Here is a 21,857-nt window from a genome sequence, read left to right on the forward strand (position 1 = left end):
TTTCCTTTCGTAGCGCCACGCCTGGAGTATTGCCATGCTGACCTTCCTCGGCTTTGCCATGGTCATCACCTTCATGTACCTGATCATGACCAAGCGCCTGTCGGCCTTGATCGCGCTGATCCTGGTACCGATCCTGTTCGCCATGTTCGGCGGTTTCTCCGCCAAGATCGGCCCCATGATGCTCGAGGGCATCAGCAAGCTCGCGCCTACTGGCGTGATGCTGATGTTCGCCATCCTCTACTTCGCCCTGATGATCGACTCCGGCCTGTTCGACCCGGCCGTGCGCAAGATCCTCAAACTGGTAAAGGGTGACCCGCTGAAAGTCTCGGTAGGTACCGCCGTGCTGGCCCTGGTGGTCTCGCTCGACGGTGACGGTGCCACCACCTACATGATCTGCTGCGCCGCCATGCTGCCAATGTACAGCCGCCTTGGGATGAGCCCGCGGATCATGGCCGGCCTGATCATCCTCGCCGGCGGTGTGATGAACATGACCCCCTGGGGTGGCCCGACTGCCCGCGCCGCCAGCGCCCTGCACGTGGACCCGTCAGACATCTTCGTGCCGATGATCCCGGCCATGCTGTTCGGTGTGCTGGCGATCCTGGCCATTGCCTACATGTACGGCAAGCGCGAACGTGCCCGCCTGGGCGAACTGCACCTGCCTACCGACGACATCGACCACAGCGAAATCACCGTTTCACAGTTCCCTGAAGCGCGCCGCCCCAAGCTGCTGTACTTCAACGGCGCCCTGACCGCCGCCCTGATGGTCGCCCTGATCGCCGGTGTGCTGCCGTTGCCGGTGCTGTTCATGATCGCCTTCAGCATCGCCATGATCGTCAATTACCCGTGCCTGCAGCAGCAGAAAGACCGCATCGCCGCCCACGCCGGCAGCGTGCTGGCGGTGACCGGTTTGATCTTCGCTGCGGGCATCTTCACCGGCATCCTGTCGGGCACCGGCATGGTCGACGCGATGTCCAAGAGCCTGCTGGCGGTCATCCCCGAGGCGCTGGGCCCTTACCTGGCGGTGATTACTGCAATCGTGAGCATGCCGTTCACCTTCTTCATGTCCAACGATGCGTTCTACTACGGCGTACTGCCAGTGCTGGCCGAAGCCGCCAGCCACTACGGCATCAGCCCGGTGGAAATGGCCCGTGCGTCGATCGTCGGCCAGCCGGTACACCTGCTCAGCCCCTTGGTACCGTCCACCTACCTGCTGGTGGCCCTGGCCGGCATCGAATTCGGCGACCATCAGCGCTTCACGCTCAAGTGGGCAGTGCTGGTATGCCTGTGCATAATGTTCGCCGCGCTGCTGATGGGCATTTTCCCGCTGTTCAGTAGTCTTTAATAAACACGTATTACCCTACCGCGACGCGCCCCATGTTGGGGCGCGTCGCCTTTACCGTTCGAAGGAAAAAACATGGAATGGCTGACCAGCCCGGAAATCTGGGTTGCCTTTTTTACCCTTACCGCGCTTGAGATCGTCCTCGGGATCGACAACATCATCATGATCTCGATCCTGGTCAGCCGCATGCCCAAGCACATGCAGCCGCGTACCCGGATCTTCGGCCTGGCCCTGGCCATGGTCACCCGTATCATGCTGTTGCTGTCCATTACCTGGGTCATGCGCCTTACCGCCGACCTGTTCGTGGTGTTCGGCCAAGGTATCTCCGGGCGTGACCTGATCCTGTTCTTCGGTGGCCTGTTCCTGCTGTGGAAAAGCTCGCAAGAGATCTACCACGGCCTGGAAGGCGAGGACGAGAACGCCGACGAACCGAAAGGTGCGGGCGGCAAGTTCTTCTACACCATCATCCAGATCGCCATCATCGACATCGTGTTCTCGCTGGACTCGGTGATTACCGCGGTGGGCATGGTTTCCCACGTACCGGTGATGATCGCTGCCATCGTCGTTGCCGTGCTGGTGATGATGCTGTGCGCTGGCGCCATCAGCGATTTCATCGACAAACACCCGTCGCTGAAGATGCTCGCGCTGTCGTTCCTGATCGTGGTCGGTACCGTGCTGATCGCCGAAGCTTTCGACGTGCATGTGCCGAAAGGCTACGTCTACTTCGCCATGGCCTTCTCGCTGGCGGTGGAAGCGATCAACATCCGCATGCGTACTGCCTTGGCCCGCAAGGAAGGCAAAGAGCATGAGCCGGTGAAACTGCGCAAGGACATTCCGGGTCAATAAGATCAGGAAGTGCAGGACAGAAAGGGCCCTTCGGGGCCCTTTTTCATTTCTGGATGGCTGGAAAACGGCTTTTACAGTGCGGGTCTCTTCGCGGGTAAACCCGCTCCTACAAGGTTACGCGCTCCCTGTAGGAGCGGGTTCACCCGCGAAGAGGCCGGCACAGGCAACATTCATCTCCTATGTATTTCAAATAAATGACCACCATGCGAAGCTGGCGACAGCTGCGCAAAACAACTAAAGCTTTGAGTGAGCACTGAAAATTCTTCAAACGCTCACGCTTCTTCTCTTGGCCCACTGGGCCAGTGCACAGGGGGCCTTCGCCATGCTGACCCTGCTCAACCTGCTTTCGGCCGTGACGCTACTGGTCTGGGGCACCCACATCGTGCGTACCGGCATCCTCCGGGTATTCGGCTCGGACCTGCGGCGCATCATCAGCCAGAACATGAACAAGCGCCCGCTGGCGTTCATCGCCGGTATTCTGGTCACCGCCATGGTGCAAAGCAGCAACGCCACGGCCATGTTGGTCACCTCGTTCGTCGGCCAGGGCCTGATGGCCATGACGCCGGCCCTGGCAATCATGCTCGGTGCTGATGTGGGTACCGCGCTGATGGCCCGGGTGCTGACATTCGACCTGTCGTGGCTGTCGCCGCTGCTGATCTTCCTGGGCGTGATCTTCTTCCTCTCGCGCAAGCAGACGCGGGCCGGCCAACTGGGCAGGGTAGGCATCGGGCTTGGCTTGATCATTCTGGCACTGGAGCTGATCGTGCAGGCAGCTGCGCCGATCACCCACGCCCAGGGCGTGAAAGTGCTGTTCGCCTCGCTGACCGGCGACATCATGCTCGACGCCTTGGTCGGCGCCATGTTCGCCATGGTTTCCTATTCCAGCCTGGCCGCCGTACTGCTAACCGCAACCCTGGCCGGTGCCGAAGTCATCAGCCTGCCGGTGGCCATTGGCCTGGTGGTCGGCGCCAACATCGGCAGCGGCCTGCTGGCCTTCATCAGCACCAGCATGCAGAACGCCGCCGGGCGCCGCGTGGCCTTGGGCAGCTTGCTATACAAGCTGATCGGCCTGCTGCTGATCATCCCTGTGCTGCACCCGCTGGTGGAGTGGATGGACTCGCTCAGCTTCAGCCCGCAGGAGCTGGTTATCGGCTTCCACCTGCTCTACAACACGTTGCGCTGCCTGCTCATGCTGCCGACGGTCAAACCCATGGGCCGGCTGTGCAACATCCTGCTGCCCGAGCGGGAAGCCAGCAACGGCCAGGTGCGCCCGCGCCACCTCGACACCTCGGCGCTGGAAACACCCAGCCTTGCCTTGGCCAATGCTGCCCGCGAAACCCTGCGCCTGGGCGATATCGTCGACAGCCTGCTCGAGGCCATGCTCGGCGCCCTGCGCGGCACCCACACGGCATTGCCGCAGCAGGTCCGCGAACTGGGCGAGGACGCCGAAGCCTTGTACAGCGCGATCAAGCTGTACCTGGCGCAGATGTCACGCGAAGACCTCAGCGAGCAGGACAACCGCCGTTGGGCCGAAATCATCGAATTAGCGATCAATCTCAAGCTGGCCAGTGACCTGATAGAGCGCATGCTGCGCAAGGTCCAGCAGCAGAAAACCAGCCAGCGCCGGGAGTTTTCCCAAGTGGGCCTTGAAGAACTGACCGGCCTGCAGGAACAGCTATTGGCCAACCTGCGCCTAGGCCTGTCGGTGTTCCTCAGCGCCGACCCGGAAAGCGCCCGCTTGCTGCTGCGGGAAAAGCGCCGTTTTCGCGCCCACGAACGGCGCCTTGCCCACGCCCATGTCAGCCGCCTGCAGCGCAAGGTTATGCAAAGTATCGAGACCAGTTCGCTACACTTGGAGCTGATCGCCGACATGAAGCGGTTGAACTCTTTGTTCTGTAGCAGTGCCTATGTGGTACTGGGCGGCTCGGACACGGGCGGGCTGATGCTCGACAGCGTGCCGGACGAAGCCCGTCTGCCGTGATTTCGCCTACCAGAGGACCCACGCTCGCCCATGCGTTGCCTGATGTTCGTATGCTTGCTGATCTGCAGCCTGACCTCATTCGCCCTCGACCGCTCGCGGGTTGAAGGCTACCTGCTGCCCAACGGCCTGCAGGTCATCCTGAAAAACGGCTACGAACGTGACCATGTGGCGATCCGCCTGGTGGTCGGGGTGGGCCTCGACGACTTCAGTTGCGAGCAGAAAGAGCTGCCACACCTGCTCGAACACCTGCTGTTCAGCGGCATCGACGAAACGGGCGAGGGCGGCCTGGAAGAACGCCTGCAATCGCTTGGCGGCGAGTGGAACGCCTATACCAGCAGTGCCGACACCACCTTCGTCATCGAAGCCCCGGCGCGCAACCAGCGCAAAGTCCTCGACCTGCTGTTGGCGGTGATCCGCGACACCCGTATCGATGCCAAGGCCCTGGCCACCGCCAAGCGCATCATCGAACGTGAAGATGGCGGCCACTATGGCCACCTGCAGCGCTGGCTCGACCGCCAGGACATTGGCCACCCCGCCAGCGATCAGCTGGCCACCGAGCTTGGCCTGAAGTGCCCGGAGCGCTCCAACCTCGACAACATGACCCTGGAGCAGGTACAGGCCCTGCGTGACCGCTGGTACGCGGCCAACAACATGACCCTGATCGTCGTCGGTGGCCTCGACCGCCTGCTGCCGGCCTATCTGGAGCGTACCTTTGGCGAACTGCCGGCCACCGAGCCGGAGGAACGCCGTACCCTGGAAAGCATCACCCAGCAAGCCGAGCAACGCCGCGACCTGACCCGCGGCTGGCTGGGCGACAGCGTCAAACTGCATTGGCTGTTCATCGAGCCGGTGCTGGACAACGACCACCAGGCCACCCTCGACGTGCTCTCGCGCTACCTGGACTGGGCGATGTACGACCAGCTACGCCTGCGCAACGGGCTGTCCTACGGCCCGTCGATACAACGTGAAAGCTTCGGTGACACCGGCCTGCTCAGCCTCAATGCAGACCTTGAGCGCGACGACATCAACAAGGCCGTCGCGGTGATGCAGGCGTTGTTCGACCATCTGCGCAAGGAAGGCCTCGACCCGGACACCTTCGCCCGCATCAAAGACGCCAGTGTCGCCAAGGAAAGCTGGAGTACCCAAGGCAACAGCGCCCTGGCCGACTACTACTGGGGGGCGCTGAACGACTATACCGACGGGCGCTTTGCCAACCCGGTGCGCAAGCTGCGCCAGGTCAGCCTGGCGCAGGCCAACGAGGCGCTGAAGGAGTTGCTCAAGGAAGATGGCTATGTGCGCATCGAAAAGCCGTTGCTGGGTTATGACGAGCTTTACGGGCTGGTGGCCTTGCTGGCGGGGCTGATTTTGGCGGCCGGGCTGCTGCGCTGGCGGCGGCGTGGGCCTGAAAGGCCGAGTGGTGCTACACGGCAGCGGTGAATCGGCGGTATCCTTTTGCCAGTACCGGCCCTTTCGCGGGTAAACCCGCTCCCACAAGGTGCAGTGCAAACTTCAGCCATTGCACTAACCCTGTGGGAGCGGGTTCACCCGCGAATAGGCCAGCACAGCCACCCCATTCCTCCCTGTTGTAGACCCAATGCCCCAAATCCCCCATATCGTCCTGCGCATCATCGAACTGCTCAAACGCTACCCCGGCATCATCGCGCTTTGCGGTTTCCTCTCCGGTATCGGTAGCTTCATCCTGGTCGACCGCCAGGCCGGCCTGGCCAGTTGGGTGGCCATACTGATGCTGGTCAGCTGGGTGTGGCTGATGCTGGAAAACACCCTCACCGGCCTGTTCGCACGCACCTTCAACCGCGAAATCCCGCAGCCGCTGTTGCGCTATGCAACGCAGATGATCCACCAGGAAACGCTGTTCTTCGTGTTGCCGTTCTTCTTCATCACCACCACCTGGAACAGCGGCCAGCTGGTGTTCACCGGCCTGCTTGGCGCTGCGGGCCTGATTTCGATCACCGACCCTCTCTACTACAAATGGCTGGCACCACGGCGCTGGCTGTTCCTGGCGCTGCATACCCTGACCCTGTTCGCCGCGCTGCTGACCGCGCTGCCGATCATCCTGCACCTGACCACCGCGCAAAGCTTCAAGCTGGCCTTGATCGCGGCCATGGCCCTGTCGTTCCCCAGCCTGGCCAGCAGCTTCCCGATCAACAACTGGCGCCGCGCCGTGGCCCTGGTGCTGGTCACCCTGTCGGTCGGCGCCGGGGGTTGGCTGCTGCGCTCCTGGGTGCCACCCGCGACGTTGTGGATGACCGAAGTGGCGGTGAGCACCGAAGTGCTGAACCGCCAGCCGGGTGATTCACTGGAAGAGATTGCCGCCAGTCGCATCCGTAGCAGCGGCCTGTATGCCTACACCGCTATCAACGCGCCACGCGGCCTGAACGAGCGGATCTACCATGTATGGCAGAAGGACGGCCAGGAGGTCGACCGCATTGCCCTGGACATCCATGGCGGGCGCAAGGAAGGCTACCGGGCCTGGACACACAAGCAGAACTTCCCGCCGAACCCGGTGGGCAAGTGGCAGGTGCGGGTGCTGACCGAAGATGGCCAGGTGATTGGTGTGCTGCGCTTCAAGGTGGTGGACGATGCACCAGCGCAGTGATTGAAAGGGGGCGCTTTGCGCCCCATCGCGACACAAGGCCGCTCCTACAGGGGTACGCGGTCGCCTGTAGGAGCGGCCTTGTGTCGCGATGGGCCGCAAAGCGGCCCCCTAGGCCAGTACAGACAGCACATTATCAACAAACAGCCCATGCCCGCTGCGCTATGATCAGCCCCTAAGCCTTAGCGCCGAGTCAATTGCATGGAGCCTATGACCACCCCCAGCGCCACCCTGGACACCAGCAGCCAACCGGCCTGCCTGCGCATTACCGGTGACTGGACCCTGGCGCACTACGCCAGCCTCAAGCGTGAAAGCGAGCGCCTGCGCGAGCAGTACGCCGCCGACACCATTGCCGACCTCAGCCAGCTGGGCCGCCTGGACACTGCTGGCGCCTCGCTGCTGGCCGAGCTGCTTGGCTCCGAGCGACTGTCGCGTTGCACCCACGAACTGCCTGAAGCCAGCCGCGCACTGCTCAAGAACGTCTATTGCTCGGTACAGGACTACTGCATCCCGGTCAGGGAGCCCGAACGCAACGTATTGCTGTTGCTGCTAGAGCGCATCGGCTGTGCTGTCGGCACACTGTGGCAAGACACCATGCAGCTGCTCGGCTTCGTCGGCGTAATTCTCGAAACCCTGCTACGCCGCGCCCTGCAGCCGCACCGCTGGCGCTTCACCCCGGTCGTGGCACACATCGAACAGACCGGCCTGGACGCGGCCCCCATCGTCGCCCTGCTGACCTTTTTGGTGGGTGCGGTGGTGGCCTTTCTCGGCGCCACGGTGCTGGCTGACTTCGGCGCGAGCATCTTCACCGTCGACCTGGTGGCCTTTTCGTTCCTGCGCGAATTCGCCGTGCTGCTGACCGCCATCCTGATGGCCGGCCGCACCGCCAGCGCGTTCACCGCGCAGATCGGCTCGATGAAAGCCAACGAAGAAATCGACGCCATCCGTACCCTGGGCCTGAACCCCATGGAACTACTAGTGGTGCCGCGGGTACTGGCCCTGTTGATATCGCTGCCCTTGCTGACCTTTGTCGCAATGATCTGCGGCATCGTTGGCGGCGCAGTGGTCTGTGCCCTGACGCTGGATATCTCGCCAGCCATGTTCCTGTCGCTGCTGCAAAGCGACATCGGCGTGCAGCACTTCCTGGTCGGCCTGGCCAAGGCACCGTTCTTCGCCTTCCTGATCGCCGCCATCGGCTGCCTGGAAGGCTTCAAGGTCAGCGGCAGCGCCGAATCGGTGGGGGCACACACCACCTCGGCAGTGGTGCAGTCGATTTTCGTGGTTATCGTGCTGGACGCGGTGGCTGCCCTGTTCTGTATGGAGATGGGTTGGTGAGTGGCAAACAGCGCGTGATCGAAGCCCGCGGCATCTGCAACCGCTTCGGCCGCCAGGTGGTGCACGAAAACCTCGACCTGGACCTGTACCGCGGCGAAATCCTTGCCGTGGTTGGCGGCTCAGGCAGCGGCAAGTCGGTGTTGCTGCGCAGCATCATCGGCCTGCGCCGCCCCAATGAAGGGCAGATCAAGGTGTTCGACCAGGACCTGGCCGGCCTGCGCGAAGAACAGCGCTCACTGGTCGAGCGGCGCTTTGGCGTGCTGTTCCAGAAGGGCGCGTTGTTCTCTTCGCTGACGGTGACCGAGAACGTGGCCTTGCCGCTGATCGAGCATGCCGGGCTGTCCCGCGCCGATGCCGAGCACCTGGCCGGGGTCAAGCTGGCCCTCGCCGGGCTGCCGATCTCGGCCGCCGACAAGTACCCGGCCTCGCTGTCGGGGGGCATGATCAAGCGCGCGGCGCTGGCCCGAGCCCTGGCACTGGACCCGGACATCCTTTTCCTCGACGAGCCCACCGCCGGCCTGGACCCGATCGGTGCTGCCGCATTCGACCAGCTGATCCTGACCCTGCGCGACGCCCTTGGCCTGTCGGTGTTCCTCATCACCCACGACCTCGACACCCTGTACACCATTACCGACCGCATCGCCGTACTGTCACAGAAGAAGGTCCTGGTGGCCGGCCCGCTGGCCGAAGTCGAGCAGACCAACGACAGCTGGATTCAAGAATACTTTCACGGCCCCCGCGGGCGCGCCGCCGAACAGGCCGCCACCCGTGCCGGGCAGGAGCGCTGAGCAATGGAAACCCGAGCCCATCACGTCCTTATCGGCCTGGTCACCGTCCTGGTGGTAGCCGGCGCCATGCTGTTTGGCCTGTGGCTGGCCAAATCCAGTGTCGACGACGCCTTCAAGGACTACGAAGTGGTGTTCAACGAGGCTGTCTCCGGCCTGTCCCGCGGCAGCCCGGTGCAGTACAACGGCATCAAGGTGGGTGATGTGTCCACCCTGCGCCTGGACCCGAAAGACCCGCGCCGGGTATTGGCCCGCGTGCGCCTTAGCGCCGACACCCCGGTGAAGGAGGATACCCAGGCCAAACTGACCTTGGCTGGCGTTACCGGCAACTCGTTCATCCAGCTTAGCGGCGGCACCCCGCAGAGCCCTGAACTGAAGGGCAAGGACGGCAAGCTGCCGGTGATCATCGCCTCGCCGTCACCCATTTCGCGCCTGCTCAATGACAGCAGCGACCTGGTGACCAACATCAACCTGCTGCTGCACAACGCCAACCAGATGTTCTCCGAAGATAACATCGGCCACCTCAGCAACACCCTGGCCAACCTCGACAAGACCACCGGCGCCTTTGCCGGCCAGCACGGCGGCATCGCCGAGGCCATCGGGCAACTGGTGCAGGTCGGCAAGCAGGCCAGCGCTACCCTGGCCGAAACCCAGGCGCTGATGCGCAATGCCGACGGCCTGCTGGGCAGCGAGGGCAAGCAGGCCATCGGTAGCGCCGAGCAGGCCATGCAGTCGCTGGCCGAAAGCACTGCCACCATCAACAACCTGCTCAAGAACAACAGCGAGGCCATCGGCGACGGCGCCCAGGGCCTGAACCAGCTGACGCCTGCCATTCGCGAACTGCGCGAAACCCTCAACGCACTCAAAGGCATTTCCCGGCAACTGGAGGCCGACCCTAGCGGCTACCTGCTTGGCCGCGACAACAACAAGGAGTTCCAGCCATGAAACCGTCGCTGCGCCTGCTGGCCGTGGCCGCCGCGCTGAGCCTGGCCAGTGCCTGCTCGATCCTGCCGCAGAGCGAACCCGTCGACCTCTACCGCCTGCCGGTCAACCAGCCCAGCCGTACGGCGCCGGCACTGGACTGGTCGTTGCGCCTGAACAAACCGCTGGCCAGCGAGGTGCTGGCCGGACCACGGATTGCCGTGATTCCCCAGGGTAATGTGATCAGCAGCTACAAGGGCGCGCGCTGGAGCGATGCGGCGCCGGTACTGCTGCGCAACCGCCTGCTCGACGGTTTCCAGCGGGATGGCCAGGTACAGCGCCTGAGCGCCGATGACAGCAACCTGCAGGCCGACTACGAGCTGGCCGGTGAACTGCAGGCGTTCCAGAGTGAATACCGTGAGGATGGCGTGGTGGAGGTGGTGATCCGCTATGACGCGCGCCTGGTGCAAGGCCGTACCCAGCGAATTCTCGCCAGCAAGCGCTTCGAGATTCGCCAGCCGCTGGCTGACAAGCAGGTGTCAGCGGTGGTGGTCGGGTTTGGTCAGGCGTGTGACCAGCTGAGCGGGCAGGTGGTGGGGTGGACGATTGCCCAGGCTGGCAGTATCTCAAGCCGCTGAAGGCCTGCTCGCTGTTGTAGGAGCGGCCTTGTGTCGCGATGGGCCGCGAAGCGGCCCCCAGATGTGGGCGTCAATGCTGAAATCGCCGGGGCCGCTTCGCGCCCCATCGCGACGCAAGGCCGCTCCTACAAGGGGCTGTGCATACCCGGCAGATAACTCAGGCGAAGAACCAGTAGCAGACGAAGATCGCGGCGACCACACCGGAGAATTCGGCCAGCAGTGCGCAGCCGACCGCATGGCGCACGCGCTGGATACCCACGGCGCCAAAGTACACCGCCAGCACGTAGAAGGTGGTTTCGGTACTGCCCTGGATAGTCGCCGCCACCAGCGCCGGGAAGCTGTCCACGCCTTGGGTCTGCATGGTCTCGATCAGCATCGCCCGCGCCGCACTGCCAGAGAATGGCTTGACCAGCGCCGTCGGCAGGCCCTCGACGAAGCGGGTGTCCAGGCCCATCCAGTTCACTGCATGGCGAATACCGTCCAGGGCCAGTTCCAAGGCGCCTGAAGCACGCAGTACACCCACCGCCACCAGCATCGCCACCAGGTAGGGCAACAGGTTCTTGGCCACGTCAAAGCCTTCCTTGGCGCCTTCGACAAAGGCTTCGTACACCTTCACCCGCTTCAAGGCACCGATTACCAGGAACAGGATGATCACGCCAAACAGCGTGAGGTTACCCAGGATCGACGACAGGCTGGCCAGAGCCGCCGCCGACAATGTGCCAAGGAAAGCCATGAAGCCACCCAGCAGCAAGGCGCCGGGGATGAAGTAGGCGAGCACCACCGGGTCCCACAGGCGCAGGCGCTGCATCACAGCCACCGACAGCAGGCCGACCAGGGTCGAGACGCTGGTGGCCAGCAGGATCGGCAGGAACACCATGGTCGGGTCCGGCGCACCTTGCTGGGCCCGGTACATGAAGATGGTTACCGGCAGCAGGGTCAGCGACGAGGCGTTGAGCACCAGGAACAGGATCTGTGCGTTGCTCGCCGTGGTGCTGCTGGGATTCAGCTCCTGCAGCGCGCGCATTGCCTTCAGGCCAATCGGCGTGGCGGCGTTGTCCAGGCCCAGGCCGTTGGCGGCAAAGTTCATGGTGATCAGGCCCAGGGCAGGGTGACCGGGCGGTACCTCTGGCATCAGGCGGGCAAACAGCGGGCCCAGCACCTTGGCCAACCATTCGACGATGCCAGCCTTTTCGGCGATCTTGAGAAAGCCCAGCCACAGGGTCAGCGTGCCGAACAGCAGCACCATCACCTCGACCGACAGCTTGGCCATGGCGAAGATGCTTTCGACCATTGCTGCGAAGATGCCGGCGTTGCCGCCTACCAGCCATTGGGCCAGGGCGGAGACTGCCGCCACCAGGAAAAAGCCGAGCCAAAGGCCGTTGAGCATCCGTATGTTCCCCCTGAAAAATGCCCGAATGATAGCGTATCGCAGCCCATGGCTGGCGAACGTAGGCATTACGCCGGCCCTGTGGGAGCGGGTTTACCCGCGAATCAGGCAACGCGGAGCATGGCACCGGCTCCGCCGGTGTTCGCGGGTGAACCCGCTCCTACACAAGGGCCCGCGAATGCCTGGGGAATCACAGACAACAAAAAGCCCCGACAAGTCGGGGCTTTTTGATCAATCAGCCATCAGGCTCAGCGCTTGGCAGCTTCGCCAACCACCGCTGCTTGCTGCTTGTCGGCCATCAGCGAGGCGTAGTACTGCTCGCCCTTGGCCGCATCGTACATGCCTTCCCAGCGGGAGATGACCAGTGCCGCCAGGGCGTTGCCGATCACGTTCAGCGCGGTACGGGCCATGTCCATGATGCGGTCGACACCGGCGATAAAGGCCAGGCCTTCCAGTGGAATGCCGACGCTGCCCAGGGTGGCCAGCAGCACCACGAACGATACGCCCGGCACGCCTGCGATACCTTTGGAGGTGACCATCAGGGTCAGTACCAGCAGCAACTGCTGGCTCCACGACAGGTCGATACCGTACAGCTGGGCAATGAAGATGGCCGCGATGCTCTGGTACAGGGTCGAACCGTCGAGGTTGAACGAGTAGCCGGTCGGTACCACGAACGAGCAGATCGACTTCGGCGCGCCGTACTTCTCCATCTTCTCGATTACGCGCGGCAGCACGGTTTCCGAGCTGGAGGTGGAGTAAGCCAGGATCAGCTCATCTTTCATGATGCGCATGATCTTGATCACCGAGAAGCCAAACAGGCGGGCGACCAGGCCCAGCACCATGAAGGCGAAGAAGGCGATGGCGAAGTACACCAGCAGCACCAGCTTGGCCAGCGGCAGCAGCGAGCTGAAGCCGAAGTTGGCGACGGTCACGGCGATCAGGGCGAACACGCCGATCGGGGCGTAGTTCATGATCATGTGGGTGACCTTGAACATGGTTTCCGATACGCCCTGGAAGGTGCGTACCAGTGGGTCACGCAGGTCCGCCTGCAGGCTCGACAGGCCCAGGCCGAACAATACCGAGAAGAAGATGATCGGCAGCATCTCGCCACGCATCAGCGCTGCGAAGATGTTCGACGGAATCAGGTTCAGCAGGGTTTCGATGAATGCATGCTCATGCTGCACTTCAGCCGCAGTGGCCTGGTACTTGGAGATGTCCACGGTACCCAGGGTGCTCATGTCGATGCCGGCGCCCGGGTGGAACAGGTTGGCCAGCACCAGACCAACGACGATGGCGATGGTGGTCACCACCTCGAAGTAGATGATGGTTTTCAGGCCGATACTGCCCAGTTTCTTCGCGTCGCCAACCCCGGCGATACCCACGATCAGCGACGAAATCACGATCGGGACGACGATCATCTTGATCAGGCGAATGAAGATGTCACCGGCGGGCTGGAGGACGTTACTGATCCACCAGGCCTTTTCCGCGCTGAAGTGGTTCAGCAGCGCGCCGATTGCAACGCCCAGGACCAGACCGATAACGATCTGCCAGGCGAGGCTCAGTTTTGCCTTCTTCATGTCTTTACCCTTTGTTCTAGTGGTCATGGCACCCAACGGAAATACACGTGACAGAGCCTTTGGCTTGGTCACGGGCAGCAAATGTTCCATCCGGCGACTTCATGTAAGGACACCGCAGGCGAGCGACAGGGCGCTCTGGCCAGCGAAAAAGGCGGCAACTATTGCGATGGCAAAGGGGGAAATCTAATGCCGGAAGCGCATACCCTATACCGGTTATGCATACTGTTTTGCACCAAAACAGGGTGCTCGCAAGTGCTTGATTTACAACGTTCGGAATCCCGAACAAGACCAAACCGCCATATTTCGGCAGATTTGGCAGTGGGGAAAGGACAGGGCAGATGGCTTGTTCGACAATCCGAATGGCAGAAATGCCGCTTGTACAAGCACCAGGAAGGTCGAAAAAAATTTGATGTACGGTCGAGACAAAATGTGTCTCAGAAGAAAAAACGCGCAAGGATAGCGACGTTTCCTACAGGGCTCCTCGGAAGTCAGGTCTGGCAAGGTATCCCCTATGACACCGCCGACCTGATACTTCCGATTCCGCCTTTCCTGACCCGGCCCATGTCTGGAGGCACTCCCTGTACCCCTAGGCCACTCCGATCCTGCAACAATCAGAACAGCCCGGCCCCTTGGTCATGTGCAGCCCCTCCTCGGGGCGGCGCATCGTAGAATGCTGAAATATAGAAAGGTTCAGCTTCTATTACGTGACAGTGGGTGACCTTTCATCCGTACCGGCTGCAAATGCTCGATACCGATGCGGGTCACGCTTGTGCTGCGCTTGCAGCGTTGCCTTCGTGCGGTCGAATTGACCACCCAATTGCCCAAGCGTTCCCCGGCAAAGCTTTCTGCCGTTGTTCAACCTCGTCCACGTCCAAAGAAGAAGGAGGCTACGAACAGCACCAGGAAGACAATGAACAGAATCTTCGCGATACCCGTGGCAGCGCCCGCGATACCACCGAAGCCCAGTACGGCGGCGACAATGGCGATGATGAGGAAAGTGATAGCCCAACTCAGCATGGTGGTTCTCCTTTCTTTTTTGGAATGGGTCTGGCCAGCAGCTCAGAACACCCAGCGGTCCTGGGGCACGACATGTTCCAAGGTGGCCGGTGAGGCAGTAGCCTGGCCAGTTGGCAGCGGTTCAGCAGCCTTGACCAGGGTGCTGGCACGGGTTGCCTGAATCTGCGTCAACAGGGCGGTCTGCGCCGCCACTTGCTCGGCCAGGCGCGCGGTCTGCCAGCTGTAATAGAAGAGGCCAGCGGCCAAGGTCAGCAGCAGCGCCATGCCGAGTGACAGCATCTGGCGCAGGGGCAGTGCGGCGGTCTGTGAGCGGTTGACGGATTGACGGTTCATGCCGGCTCCTCCTGCTGTAATTTTTGTTCACCTGAACAAGTAATTGCAGCCTGCATGCCAGCCTTTGCTATCTATAAAAATCCATCCAAATCAATACGTTACCTCAAAGTAGCGACATCAATCGGGACGTATCCTGCACGATGCCGCCCCTGCTATCGTGCGAATTGCACGATCAGCCTTCTACCTTGGACGCCACCTTGAGCAGGTCGGCATCCACACCGCGCACGCCGATGATCTGCCGGGCGATCTCCACGGCGATGGTTTTCTGCTGGGTACTGACCACCTCGCCCGACAGCCGTACCAGGCCCTGTTCACTGGCCACTTTCAGGTTCAGGCCATCGAGGTTGCGGCTGAAGCGGTAGCTGTTCTGGATTTTGTCGATGATCCAGCTGTCGCTCGGTTGCGGCCCGGTCGGTGCCCCTACTGGGGTTTCCCGGGCCTTGGCCATGGCGGCGGTGTCGAGGCTGACCAGGTTGTTGACCAGGTGCACGCCGACGGTGGTTCGCGCCACCACACCCGCCAGCTCCTTGGCTTCTGCACTGTCGACCTTCCCGCGTAGCGTCACCACACCTTCGCTGCTATGCACTTCTATAGGCGCTTTTTCGGTGGTGCGGCTCCATAGCAACCGTGCACGAATCACCGCTGCCAGGGTAGCGTCCTCCAGGCGCTGGGCGTAGGCACGCAGCGCCAGTGGGCGCTCCACCAACTGAGCATTGACCCGCAGCTGGTTATCCACCTGCTCGATGCCGTGGGTAGCCAGAGCGACATCCTCGGCCAGCTGGCGCTCGACGTCGTTCTCCACCTCACCGGACAGCCGCGCCTGCTTGCCGTCCACTTCCACTTCAATGCGGAACAGGTCGAGCATGCGGTTCAGCGACAGGGCGGTTTGCAGGGCGCCTTCCAGGCGAGCGTCCTGCACAGGGTCAGCGAATACCGGGGTAAATACCGGCAGCAGGGTGGCTGCCAACACGGCTTTACGGATGGAGAAGGGCATGGCAGTGCCTCCTTTTATAGGCAAAATCTGAAAATCATCGCAACCAATGTGCCACTGCGTAGCTCTAAGCAAATCATCGGGATAGAGCGGTCTGCAGGCGTCCATTGGCCATTGGCTAGCATGCAAAGGACAGAATCCTTCAGAATTGACCATGCAACTTGCCCGATTTTTCCCACACTAATTGAAGACCTAACCCTAAGGAGCGCAGGAAATGGAATCAGCTCAGGACAACCAAGGCCGCATTCTGCTGGTGGATGACGAGTCCGCAATCCTGCGCACCTTCCGTTACTGCCTGGAGGACGAAGGGTATAGCGTGGCCACGGCCAACAGCGCAGCCCAGGCCGAAACCCTGCTGCAGCGCCAGGTATTCGACCTGTGCTTCCTCGATTTGCGCCTGGGCGAGGACAACGGCCTCGACGTACTGGCGCAGATGCGTATCCAGGCGCCCTGGATGCGGGTGGTGATCGTTACCGCGCATTCGGCAATCGACACGGCGGTTGACGCCATCCAGGCCGGCGCCGCCGATTACCTGGTCAAGCCGTGCAGCCCCGACCAGTTGCGCCTGGCCACTGCCAAGCAGCTGGAAGTACGCCAGCTTTCCGCGCGCCTGGAGGCCCTGGAAGGCGAAGTACGCAAACCCAAGGACGGCCTGGACTCGCACAGCCCGGCCATGATGGCGGTGCTGGAAACCGCCCGCCAGGTCGCTATCACCGACGCCAACATCCTTATCCTTGGCGAGTCTGGCACCGGTAAAGGTGAATTGGCCCGCGCCATCCATGGCTGGAGCAAGCGGGCGCGCAAAGCCTGCGTGACCATCAACTGCCCGTCGCTGAACGCCGAGCTGATGGAAAGCGAGCTGTTCGGCCACACCCGCGGCGCTTTCACCGGCGCCAGTGAAAGCACCCTGGGGCGGGTCAACCAGGCCGACGGCGGCACGCTGTTCCTCGACGAAATCGGCGATTTCCCGCTGACCTTGCAGCCGAAACTGCTGCGCTTCATCCAGGACAAGGAATACGAACGCGTCGGCGACCCGGTCACCCGCCGCGCCGATGTGCGTATTCTGGCCGCCACCAACCTCAACCTTGAAGAAATGGTGCGCGAAAGCCGCTTCCGCGAAGACCTGCTGTATCGCCTGAACGTCATCACCCTGCACTTGCCACCCCTGCGCGAGCGCAGCGAAGACATTCTGACCCTGGCCGACCGCTTCCTCGCCCGCTTCGTCAAGGAATACTCCCGCCCCGCCCGTGGCTTCAGTGACGAAGCCCGAACGGCCCTGCTCAATTATCGCTGGCCCGGCAACATTCGCGAGCTGCGCAACGTGGTGGAGCGGGCCAGCATCATCTGCCCGCAGGAGCGTGTTGAAATCAGCCACCTGGGCATGGGCGAGCAGCCTGCCGGCAATGCCCCGCGCGTCGGCGCCGCGCTGAGCCTGGATGAGCTGGAGCGTGCCCACATCGGCGCGGTGCTGGCCGCCAGCGACACCCTCGACCAAGCCGCCAAGACCCTGGGGATCGATGCCTCCACGCTGTACCGCAAGCGCAAGCAGTACAACCTATGAAATGGCCCCCCATGAAGCTGCGCACGCGGCTTTTCCTGAGTATCTCGGCGCTGGTCACCGTGGCCTTGCTCGGGCTGCTGCTGGGCCTGGTCAGCGTGCTGCAGATGGCCACAGTGCAACAGCAGTTGGTGCGCGATACCACCCATGCGCTGGAAGTAGGGCTGAAGTTGCGCCAGAACCTCGGCGAACAGTTGACCCTGATCCTCGATGAAGACACCGCGCCGGAAAACCTGCGGCTGCTGCAGGACAACTTCCAGACCCTATTGAGCCAAGGGCTGGAGCAAGGCGGCGAACGCACCGGCTTCAGCAAGGCCAGCAGCAACTACCAGGCCTTCCTCCAGGCCTACCGCGACAGCCCCGCGCCGGCCCGCAGCATGGGTGTCGAACAGCCGTTGGGCGCTGCGTTCAACCAGGTGCGCACCGACCTGATCGACTCCCACAAGCAGGCCCTGGAGCTTGTTACCCGCAGCGAGGAACACAGCCGTGACCGCGCCCTGCTGGTGAGCGGCGTACTGGGCATGATGGGCCTGGTGGTACTGGTGCTGGGTTTCATCACCGCGCACAACATCGCCCGGCGTTTCGGCCAGCCGATCGAAGCCTTGGCCAAAGCCGCCGACCAGCTGGGCAAAGGCAATTTCGACATCACCCTGCCGGTCACCCAGGCCACTGAGTTGAACCAGCTGACCCGCCGCTTCGGCCTCATGGCCGATGCCTTGCGCAAGCACCAGGCCACCAATGTCGATGAGCTGCTGGCCGGCCAGCAACGCTTGCAGGCCGTGCTCGACAGCATCGACGATGGCCTGCTGATCATTGATCGCCAGGGCCGCCTGGAACATCTCAACCCCGTGGCGCAGCGCCAGCTGGGCTGGAATGACAGCCGCGTGGGCAGTGGCCTGGCAGAAGCCCTGCAACGCCCAGAGCTGGAGCAGCAATTACGCCAGGTGTTGCGCGGCGGCAGCCTCGATCGCCCGCCGGACGACCTGAACATGGAGGTCGATGAAGAAGCGCGCCTGCTCACCTATAGCCTGACCCCGGTCAGCCACCCGCAAGGGCCGATCCTTGGTGCTGTCATGGTGCTGCACGATGTCACCGAACAAAGGGCTTTCGAACGCGTGCGCAGCGAGTTCGTACTGCGCGCATCCCACGAGCTGCGTACCCCGGTAACCGGTATGCACATGGCCTTCGGCCTGCTGCGCGAGCGGGTCAAGTTCCCGCCCGAGGCGCGCGAGAATGACCTGCTGGAAACCATTGGCGAAGAAATGCAGCGCCTGACCCAGCTGATAAACGACCTGCTCAACTTTTCCCGCTACCAGAGCGGGCTACAGAAACTTGAGCTGGCCCCTTGCGCCATCGGCGAGCTGTTGGACCGCGCGCAACTGCGCTTTGCCGAGCAGGCTGCGAACAAGCAGATCGAGTTGCTCCACGCGCTTGAACCGCCATTGCCGCGTATCCAGGCCGATGTTGGCCAGCTCGACCGGGTGCTGGACAACCTGTTGCACAACGCCATCCGCCATACCGCCAATGGCGGCCGTATCCGCCTGCATGCACGGCGGCATGCGGAGCGGGTGATCATCAGTGTCGAGGACAACGGCGAGGGCATTGCCTATGGGCAGCAGGGGCGCATTTTTGAGCCTTTCGTGCAGGTAGGGCGCAAGAAAGGTGGCGCGGGGCTGGGGCTGGCGCTGTGCAAGGAGATCGTGCAGCTGCATGGCGGGCGCATGGGCGTGTTTTCCCGGCCGGGGCAGGGGACCCAGTTCTATATGGCGCTGCCGGTCTGAGTACAGCCTGCACTGGCAGCCCTTGTAGGAGCGGCCTTGTGTCGCGATAGGGCTGCGAAGCAGCCCCAGCAATTTGTGCATCTGTGCTGAAACCCTGGGGCTGCTTCGCAGCCCTATCGCGACACAAGGCCGCTCCTACAGGTACTGCACATGGCTGGGGTGACGAGGCTCAATGCTCAACCCGCCGCGGCACCTGCCCGCGAGTCACCAGCTCGGCAAACTGGCGGGCATTCAGTGGCCTGGCAAACAGCCAGCCTTGGCCATAATTCACCCCTTCACTGTTGAGCAGCACCGCCTGGTCCTCGCATTCGATGCCTTCGGCAATCACCCGCAGGTGCAGGTCATGGGCCATGCGGATGATATGCGGGGCGACACCGCTACTGGCAGCGTCATGCCCCAAGGCATCGATGAACGCCTTGTCGATCTTCAGGCAGTCCACCGGCAAGGTCTGCAGGTAGGCCAGGCTGCAATAGCCAGTACCGAAGTCGTCGATCAGCACCTGATGCCCCACAGAGCGCAGGGCCTGCAGGTTGTCACGGGCCACCACCACGTCGATCAGGCCACGTTCGGTCACCTCAAAGGCAATCTGGCTGGCCGCCACCCTGTGCAAGGCCAGCAAACGTGCTGCCACCCGGCCAATACGCGGCACCATCACATCGCAGGCCGCCAGGTTTACCGATATGTACAGTTTAGGATGCGAGCGCAACAGCTGGCCCAGCTGTTCAAGTACGCGCTGCAGGACAAAGTCGGTGATCTGGCGGATCTGCCCGGTGTTCTCTGCCAGCGGGATGAACAGGTCCGGGCTGGTCAGCGTGCCGTCCGGGCGCCGCCATCGCACCAGTGCTTCAGCACCCACACAGCGCCGGCTGTCGAGCTCGAAGATCGGTTGGTACAGCACCTGCAGCTCGCCGCGGCGCAAGGCATTCTGCAATTCCGAGCTCATCGACCGCCGTTGCAGGATCAGTTGCAGCACCAGCCAGCCAATACAGCAGGCCGCCAGCACACTGCCTGGGAACAGCAGCCAGAGCATGCCGTTCATCCTGATGGGCAGGCTGGCCCGTGGGGCAATCAGCACCAGTTGATAATCCGGTGACTTGGTTGGCATGCGGTAGATCAACCGGTCGCTGAGTTCAAGCAGCGACTTGTGGCTGGTCGACCAGGCCGAGGGCGGCGGCCATACCTGTGGCGGGCCCAATACGGGGATGGCGCGGGTGCCGTTGTCCAATACCACCACCAGGCTGCCGCCGGGGGGCAGGTCGACGACATCGGTCAGGTGCCCGCGAGAGGTGGAAACCACGAACTTGCCCCGCCCCAGCATCAGTGCGGCCAGGTTCTCGTTGGGTTCGGTCGTGGTGTTCAGCCAGTAGCTGTAGGTCGGCCCCTGGATGTCCGGTGCCCGCAAGGGCTCAAACGCCCGTTCATCACCGCGGTTGGAGCAGGCAACGTTGCCGTCCACGTAAGCTGCTTCATAAATGAACCGCGAACTCAGGCCAACCTGCTGCAATGCCGCCAGCATCGCCGGGCTGCAACCACGCAAAGGCTGCGCCTGCAGCAGGTCGACCCCTTCACGTAACTGGCCAAACACCTGCTCGAGCCGATCGAGAAAGCGCTCGCCCTGGGCATTCATCTGTTCGCTCTCGCTTTGCTTCATCTGTTGCAGGGCAATGCCGATGCTGGCAGAGAGCAATATTGCAGCGCTGGCCAGTGCTGCCAGGGTGGCCAGCATCCAGGGGCGGTAGAAAAATTGGCGCAGCGTAGTAATAAGAGCTGACATCGAGGGCATCCAGTTGATTACTAAGGTATAGCAACTGAATCGAGAATCACCCTCACCGTTTGGCGCCTTGTAGCAAGCTGAGCAGGAACTTGCGTAGGCGCCCAAGTGTCGCGAAAAGGCCGCAAAGCGGCCCCGCAATTGGCGGCTCAACGCATCCGATTGAGTACCTGGAGCATCGCCGCCGTCTGCGCATCCGGCATGCCATCAAAACGCTGTGGGCGGAAGCGCATCTGGAACGCAGCGATCACATTGCGGGTGGCGACATCCAGTACGCCGGTCTGAACGATCGCATAGCCAAACCGCGCCAGTTCCTGCTGGTACCAACCTATGCTCGGCGGGTTGACACTGAAATAGGCCTGCTGGCGCGCCACTGCATTCGCATCCGGCCAGACACCCAGCCCGGCATCGGCCAGGCGCTTCCATGGGAACAATGGCCCCGGGTCCAGCTTGCGCATCGGCGCAATATCGCTGTGACCAATGATGTGCCGTGGTTCGATGTTGTTACGTTTGACGATGTCCTTGAGCAACGCGATCAGCGACTGGACCTGCGCTTCGCTGTAAGGGTGCCAGACTCGGCCATTGGGTGTATCGGTGAACCCCGGGTTGACGATTTCGATGCCAATCGACGAAGAGTTCAGCCAGGTCCGCCCCTGCCATTGGCTATCACCAGCGTGCCAGGCGCGGCGGTTTTCATCCACCAGCTGGTAGACCGTGGCCGGGCCGTCACCAATCAGGTAATGGCTACTGACTTCACCATGGGTCAGCAACGCCAGAGAACGCTCAAGGGAGGCATTGGTGTAGTGCAGGACAACGAACTGGATGCGGTTGTCCTGGTTGGCAGAAGGGTGGCTGCGGTCGATGCGCAGGCCCGTCGAGCAACCGGCGACAGACAACAGCAGGAAGGAAATCAGGGTTTTTTTAAGCGTGGAAAGCACATCAGTGGCCTCAGCGTATGAGCGCTACAGTATAACGTGCTCTCC

General features: G+C 62.4%; 18 protein-coding genes. 11 read left to right on the forward strand and 7 right to left on the reverse strand.

The window, feature by feature from the left end; all coding sequences use genetic code 11:
* Positions 1-34 precede the first annotated feature (34 nt).
* The 9 genes from ACIP1G_RS21005 (at position 35) to ACIP1G_RS21045 (ending at position 10,459) form a co-directional block, all read left to right on the forward strand.
* A complete protein-coding gene (locus tag ACIP1G_RS21005; protein ID WP_400740445.1) occupies positions 35-1,342 on the forward strand; it encodes a CitMHS family transporter in 1,308 nt (435 codons plus the stop codon).
* Positions 1,343-1,414: 72 nt separating this feature from the next.
* Complete coding sequence (locus ACIP1G_RS21010) at positions 1,415-2,185, forward strand: TerC family protein (protein ID WP_400740447.1); 771 nt, start codon at positions 1,415-1,417, stop codon at positions 2,183-2,185.
* Positions 2,186-2,507: 322 nt separating this feature from the next.
* Positions 2,508-4,166 (forward strand): Na/Pi cotransporter family protein, encoded by a 1,659-nt coding sequence (locus ACIP1G_RS21015; protein WP_400740449.1) that lies wholly within the window; start codon positions 2,508-2,510, stop codon positions 4,164-4,166.
* 30 nt (positions 4,167-4,196) lie between these two features.
* On the forward strand, positions 4,197-5,603 hold the full coding sequence (locus tag ACIP1G_RS21020; RefSeq protein ID WP_400740451.1) for a M16 family metallopeptidase: 1,407 nt from the start codon (positions 4,197-4,199) through the stop codon (positions 5,601-5,603).
* 157 nt (positions 5,604-5,760) lie between these two features.
* Positions 5,761-6,783, forward strand: coding sequence for a DUF5924 family protein (locus ACIP1G_RS21025; RefSeq protein WP_400740453.1), 1,023 nt, complete (start codon positions 5,761-5,763; stop codon positions 6,781-6,783).
* 198 nt (positions 6,784-6,981) lie between these two features.
* Positions 6,982-8,115 (forward strand): ABC transporter permease, encoded by a 1,134-nt coding sequence (locus tag ACIP1G_RS21030; protein WP_400740454.1) that lies wholly within the window; start codon positions 6,982-6,984, stop codon positions 8,113-8,115.
* Positions 8,112-8,903, forward strand: coding sequence for an ABC transporter ATP-binding protein (locus tag ACIP1G_RS21035; RefSeq protein ID WP_400740455.1), 792 nt, complete (start codon positions 8,112-8,114; stop codon positions 8,901-8,903). Before ACIP1G_RS21030 ends, ACIP1G_RS21035 begins: the two co-directional genes overlap by 4 nt.
* Positions 8,904-8,906: 3 nt before the next feature.
* Positions 8,907-9,845, forward strand: a complete 939-nt coding sequence (locus ACIP1G_RS21040) for an MlaD family protein (protein WP_400740456.1) — start codon at positions 8,907-8,909, stop codon at positions 9,843-9,845.
* Positions 9,842-10,459, forward strand: a complete 618-nt coding sequence (locus ACIP1G_RS21045) for an ABC-type transport auxiliary lipoprotein family protein (RefSeq protein ID WP_400740458.1) — start codon at positions 9,842-9,844, stop codon at positions 10,457-10,459. Before ACIP1G_RS21040 ends, ACIP1G_RS21045 begins: the two co-directional genes overlap by 4 nt.
* Before the next feature lie 157 nt (positions 10,460-10,616).
* Here ACIP1G_RS21045 and ACIP1G_RS21050 read toward each other — a convergent pair whose 3' ends face one another.
* From ACIP1G_RS21050 to ACIP1G_RS21070, 5 genes are all read right to left on the reverse strand, one after another.
* The gene (locus tag ACIP1G_RS21050) at positions 10,617-11,846 is read right to left on the reverse strand and encodes a nucleoside recognition domain-containing protein (protein ID WP_400740459.1); all 1,230 of its coding nucleotides are present in this window, start codon (positions 11,844-11,846) and stop codon (positions 10,617-10,619) included.
* 248 nt (positions 11,847-12,094) lie between these two features.
* On the reverse strand, positions 12,095-13,423 hold the full coding sequence (gltP, locus tag ACIP1G_RS21055; RefSeq protein ID WP_400740461.1) for a glutamate/aspartate:proton symporter GltP: 1,329 nt from the start codon (positions 13,421-13,423) through the stop codon (positions 12,095-12,097).
* Positions 13,424-14,278: 855 nt separating this feature from the next.
* Positions 14,279-14,440, reverse strand: a complete 162-nt coding sequence (locus tag ACIP1G_RS21060) for a DUF1328 domain-containing protein (protein WP_003252966.1) — start codon at positions 14,438-14,440, stop codon at positions 14,279-14,281.
* 42 nt (positions 14,441-14,482) lie between these two features.
* Complete coding sequence (locus ACIP1G_RS21065) at positions 14,483-14,773, reverse strand: hypothetical protein (RefSeq protein ID WP_400740463.1); 291 nt, start codon at positions 14,771-14,773, stop codon at positions 14,483-14,485.
* Between the two features lie 172 nt (positions 14,774-14,945).
* Positions 14,946-15,767 carry a BON domain-containing protein gene (locus ACIP1G_RS21070; RefSeq protein WP_400740465.1) on the reverse strand — a complete coding sequence of 274 codons (822 nt, stop codon included), beginning with the start codon at positions 15,765-15,767 and terminating at the stop codon, positions 14,946-14,948.
* Between the two features lie 211 nt (positions 15,768-15,978).
* On the opposite strand from ACIP1G_RS21070, the gene algB reads away from it, so the two are divergent.
* Positions 15,979-17,325 (forward strand): sigma-54-dependent response regulator transcription factor AlgB, encoded by a 1,347-nt coding sequence (gene algB, locus ACIP1G_RS21075; RefSeq protein WP_400740466.1) that lies wholly within the window; start codon positions 15,979-15,981, stop codon positions 17,323-17,325.
* Positions 17,322-19,103: a KinB sensor domain-containing domain gene (locus tag ACIP1G_RS21080; protein ID WP_400740468.1), complete on the forward strand. Its 1,782-nt coding sequence runs from the start codon at positions 17,322-17,324 to the stop codon at positions 19,101-19,103. Before algB ends, ACIP1G_RS21080 begins: the two co-directional genes overlap by 4 nt.
* Positions 19,104-19,272: 169 nt before the next feature.
* On the opposite strand, the gene ACIP1G_RS21085 is transcribed toward ACIP1G_RS21080, so the two are convergent.
* Together ACIP1G_RS21085 and ACIP1G_RS21090 are read right to left on the reverse strand one after the other, a co-directional pair.
* Positions 19,273-20,877 carry an EAL domain-containing protein gene (locus ACIP1G_RS21085; RefSeq protein ID WP_400740469.1) on the reverse strand — a complete coding sequence of 535 codons (1,605 nt, stop codon included), beginning with the start codon at positions 20,875-20,877 and terminating at the stop codon, positions 19,273-19,275.
* Between the two features lie 146 nt (positions 20,878-21,023).
* Positions 21,024-21,812, reverse strand: coding sequence for an N-acetylmuramoyl-L-alanine amidase (locus tag ACIP1G_RS21090; RefSeq protein ID WP_400740470.1), 789 nt, complete (start codon positions 21,810-21,812; stop codon positions 21,024-21,026).
* Between the last annotated feature and the right edge of the window lie 45 nt (positions 21,813-21,857).

Origin of the sequence: Pseudomonas sp. NPDC089392 (assembly GCF_044749595.1) — a bacterium.
Lineage (GTDB): Bacteria > Pseudomonadota > Gammaproteobacteria > Pseudomonadales > Pseudomonadaceae > Aquipseudomonas.

What these genes read in the sequence shown, in the direction of transcription:
- ACIP1G_RS21040 (WP_400740456.1), top strand. Translation starts at nt 8,907, where the DNA reads ATGGAAACCCGAGCCCATCACGTCCTTATCGGCCTGGTCACCGTCCTG.
- ACIP1G_RS21030 (WP_400740454.1), top strand. Translation starts at nt 6,982, where the DNA reads ATGGAGCCTATGACCACCCCCAGCGCCACCCTGGACACCAGCAGCCAA.
- ACIP1G_RS21015 (WP_400740449.1), top strand. Translation starts at nt 2,508, where the DNA reads ATGCTGACCCTGCTCAACCTGCTTTCGGCCGTGACGCTACTGGTCTGG.
- ACIP1G_RS21005 (WP_400740445.1), top strand. Translation starts at nt 35, where the DNA reads ATGCTGACCTTCCTCGGCTTTGCCATGGTCATCACCTTCATGTACCTG.
- algB (WP_400740466.1), top strand. Translation starts at nt 15,979, where the DNA reads ATGGAATCAGCTCAGGACAACCAAGGCCGCATTCTGCTGGTGGATGAC.
- ACIP1G_RS21020 (WP_400740451.1), top strand. Translation starts at nt 4,197, where the DNA reads ATGCGTTGCCTGATGTTCGTATGCTTGCTGATCTGCAGCCTGACCTCA.
- ACIP1G_RS21045 (WP_400740458.1), top strand. Translation starts at nt 9,842, where the DNA reads ATGAAACCGTCGCTGCGCCTGCTGGCCGTGGCCGCCGCGCTGAGCCTG.
- ACIP1G_RS21050 (WP_400740459.1), bottom strand. Translation starts at nt 11,846, where the DNA reads ATGCTCAACGGCCTTTGGCTCGGCTTTTTCCTGGTGGCGGCAGTCTCC.
- ACIP1G_RS21065 (WP_400740463.1), bottom strand. Translation starts at nt 14,773, where the DNA reads ATGAACCGTCAATCCGTCAACCGCTCACAGACCGCCGCACTGCCCCTG.
- ACIP1G_RS21085 (WP_400740469.1), bottom strand. Translation starts at nt 20,877, where the DNA reads ATGTCAGCTCTTATTACTACGCTGCGCCAATTTTTCTACCGCCCCTGG.
- gltP (WP_400740461.1), bottom strand. Translation starts at nt 13,423, where the DNA reads ATGAAGAAGGCAAAACTGAGCCTCGCCTGGCAGATCGTTATCGGTCTG.
- ACIP1G_RS21080 (WP_400740468.1), top strand. Translation starts at nt 17,322, where the DNA reads ATGAAATGGCCCCCCATGAAGCTGCGCACGCGGCTTTTCCTGAGTATC.
- ACIP1G_RS21025 (WP_400740453.1), top strand. Translation starts at nt 5,761, where the DNA reads ATGCCCCAAATCCCCCATATCGTCCTGCGCATCATCGAACTGCTCAAA.
- ACIP1G_RS21010 (WP_400740447.1), top strand. Translation starts at nt 1,415, where the DNA reads ATGGAATGGCTGACCAGCCCGGAAATCTGGGTTGCCTTTTTTACCCTT.
- ACIP1G_RS21060 (WP_003252966.1), bottom strand. Translation starts at nt 14,440, where the DNA reads ATGCTGAGTTGGGCTATCACTTTCCTCATCATCGCCATTGTCGCCGCC.
- ACIP1G_RS21070 (WP_400740465.1), bottom strand. Translation starts at nt 15,767, where the DNA reads ATGCCCTTCTCCATCCGTAAAGCCGTGTTGGCAGCCACCCTGCTGCCG.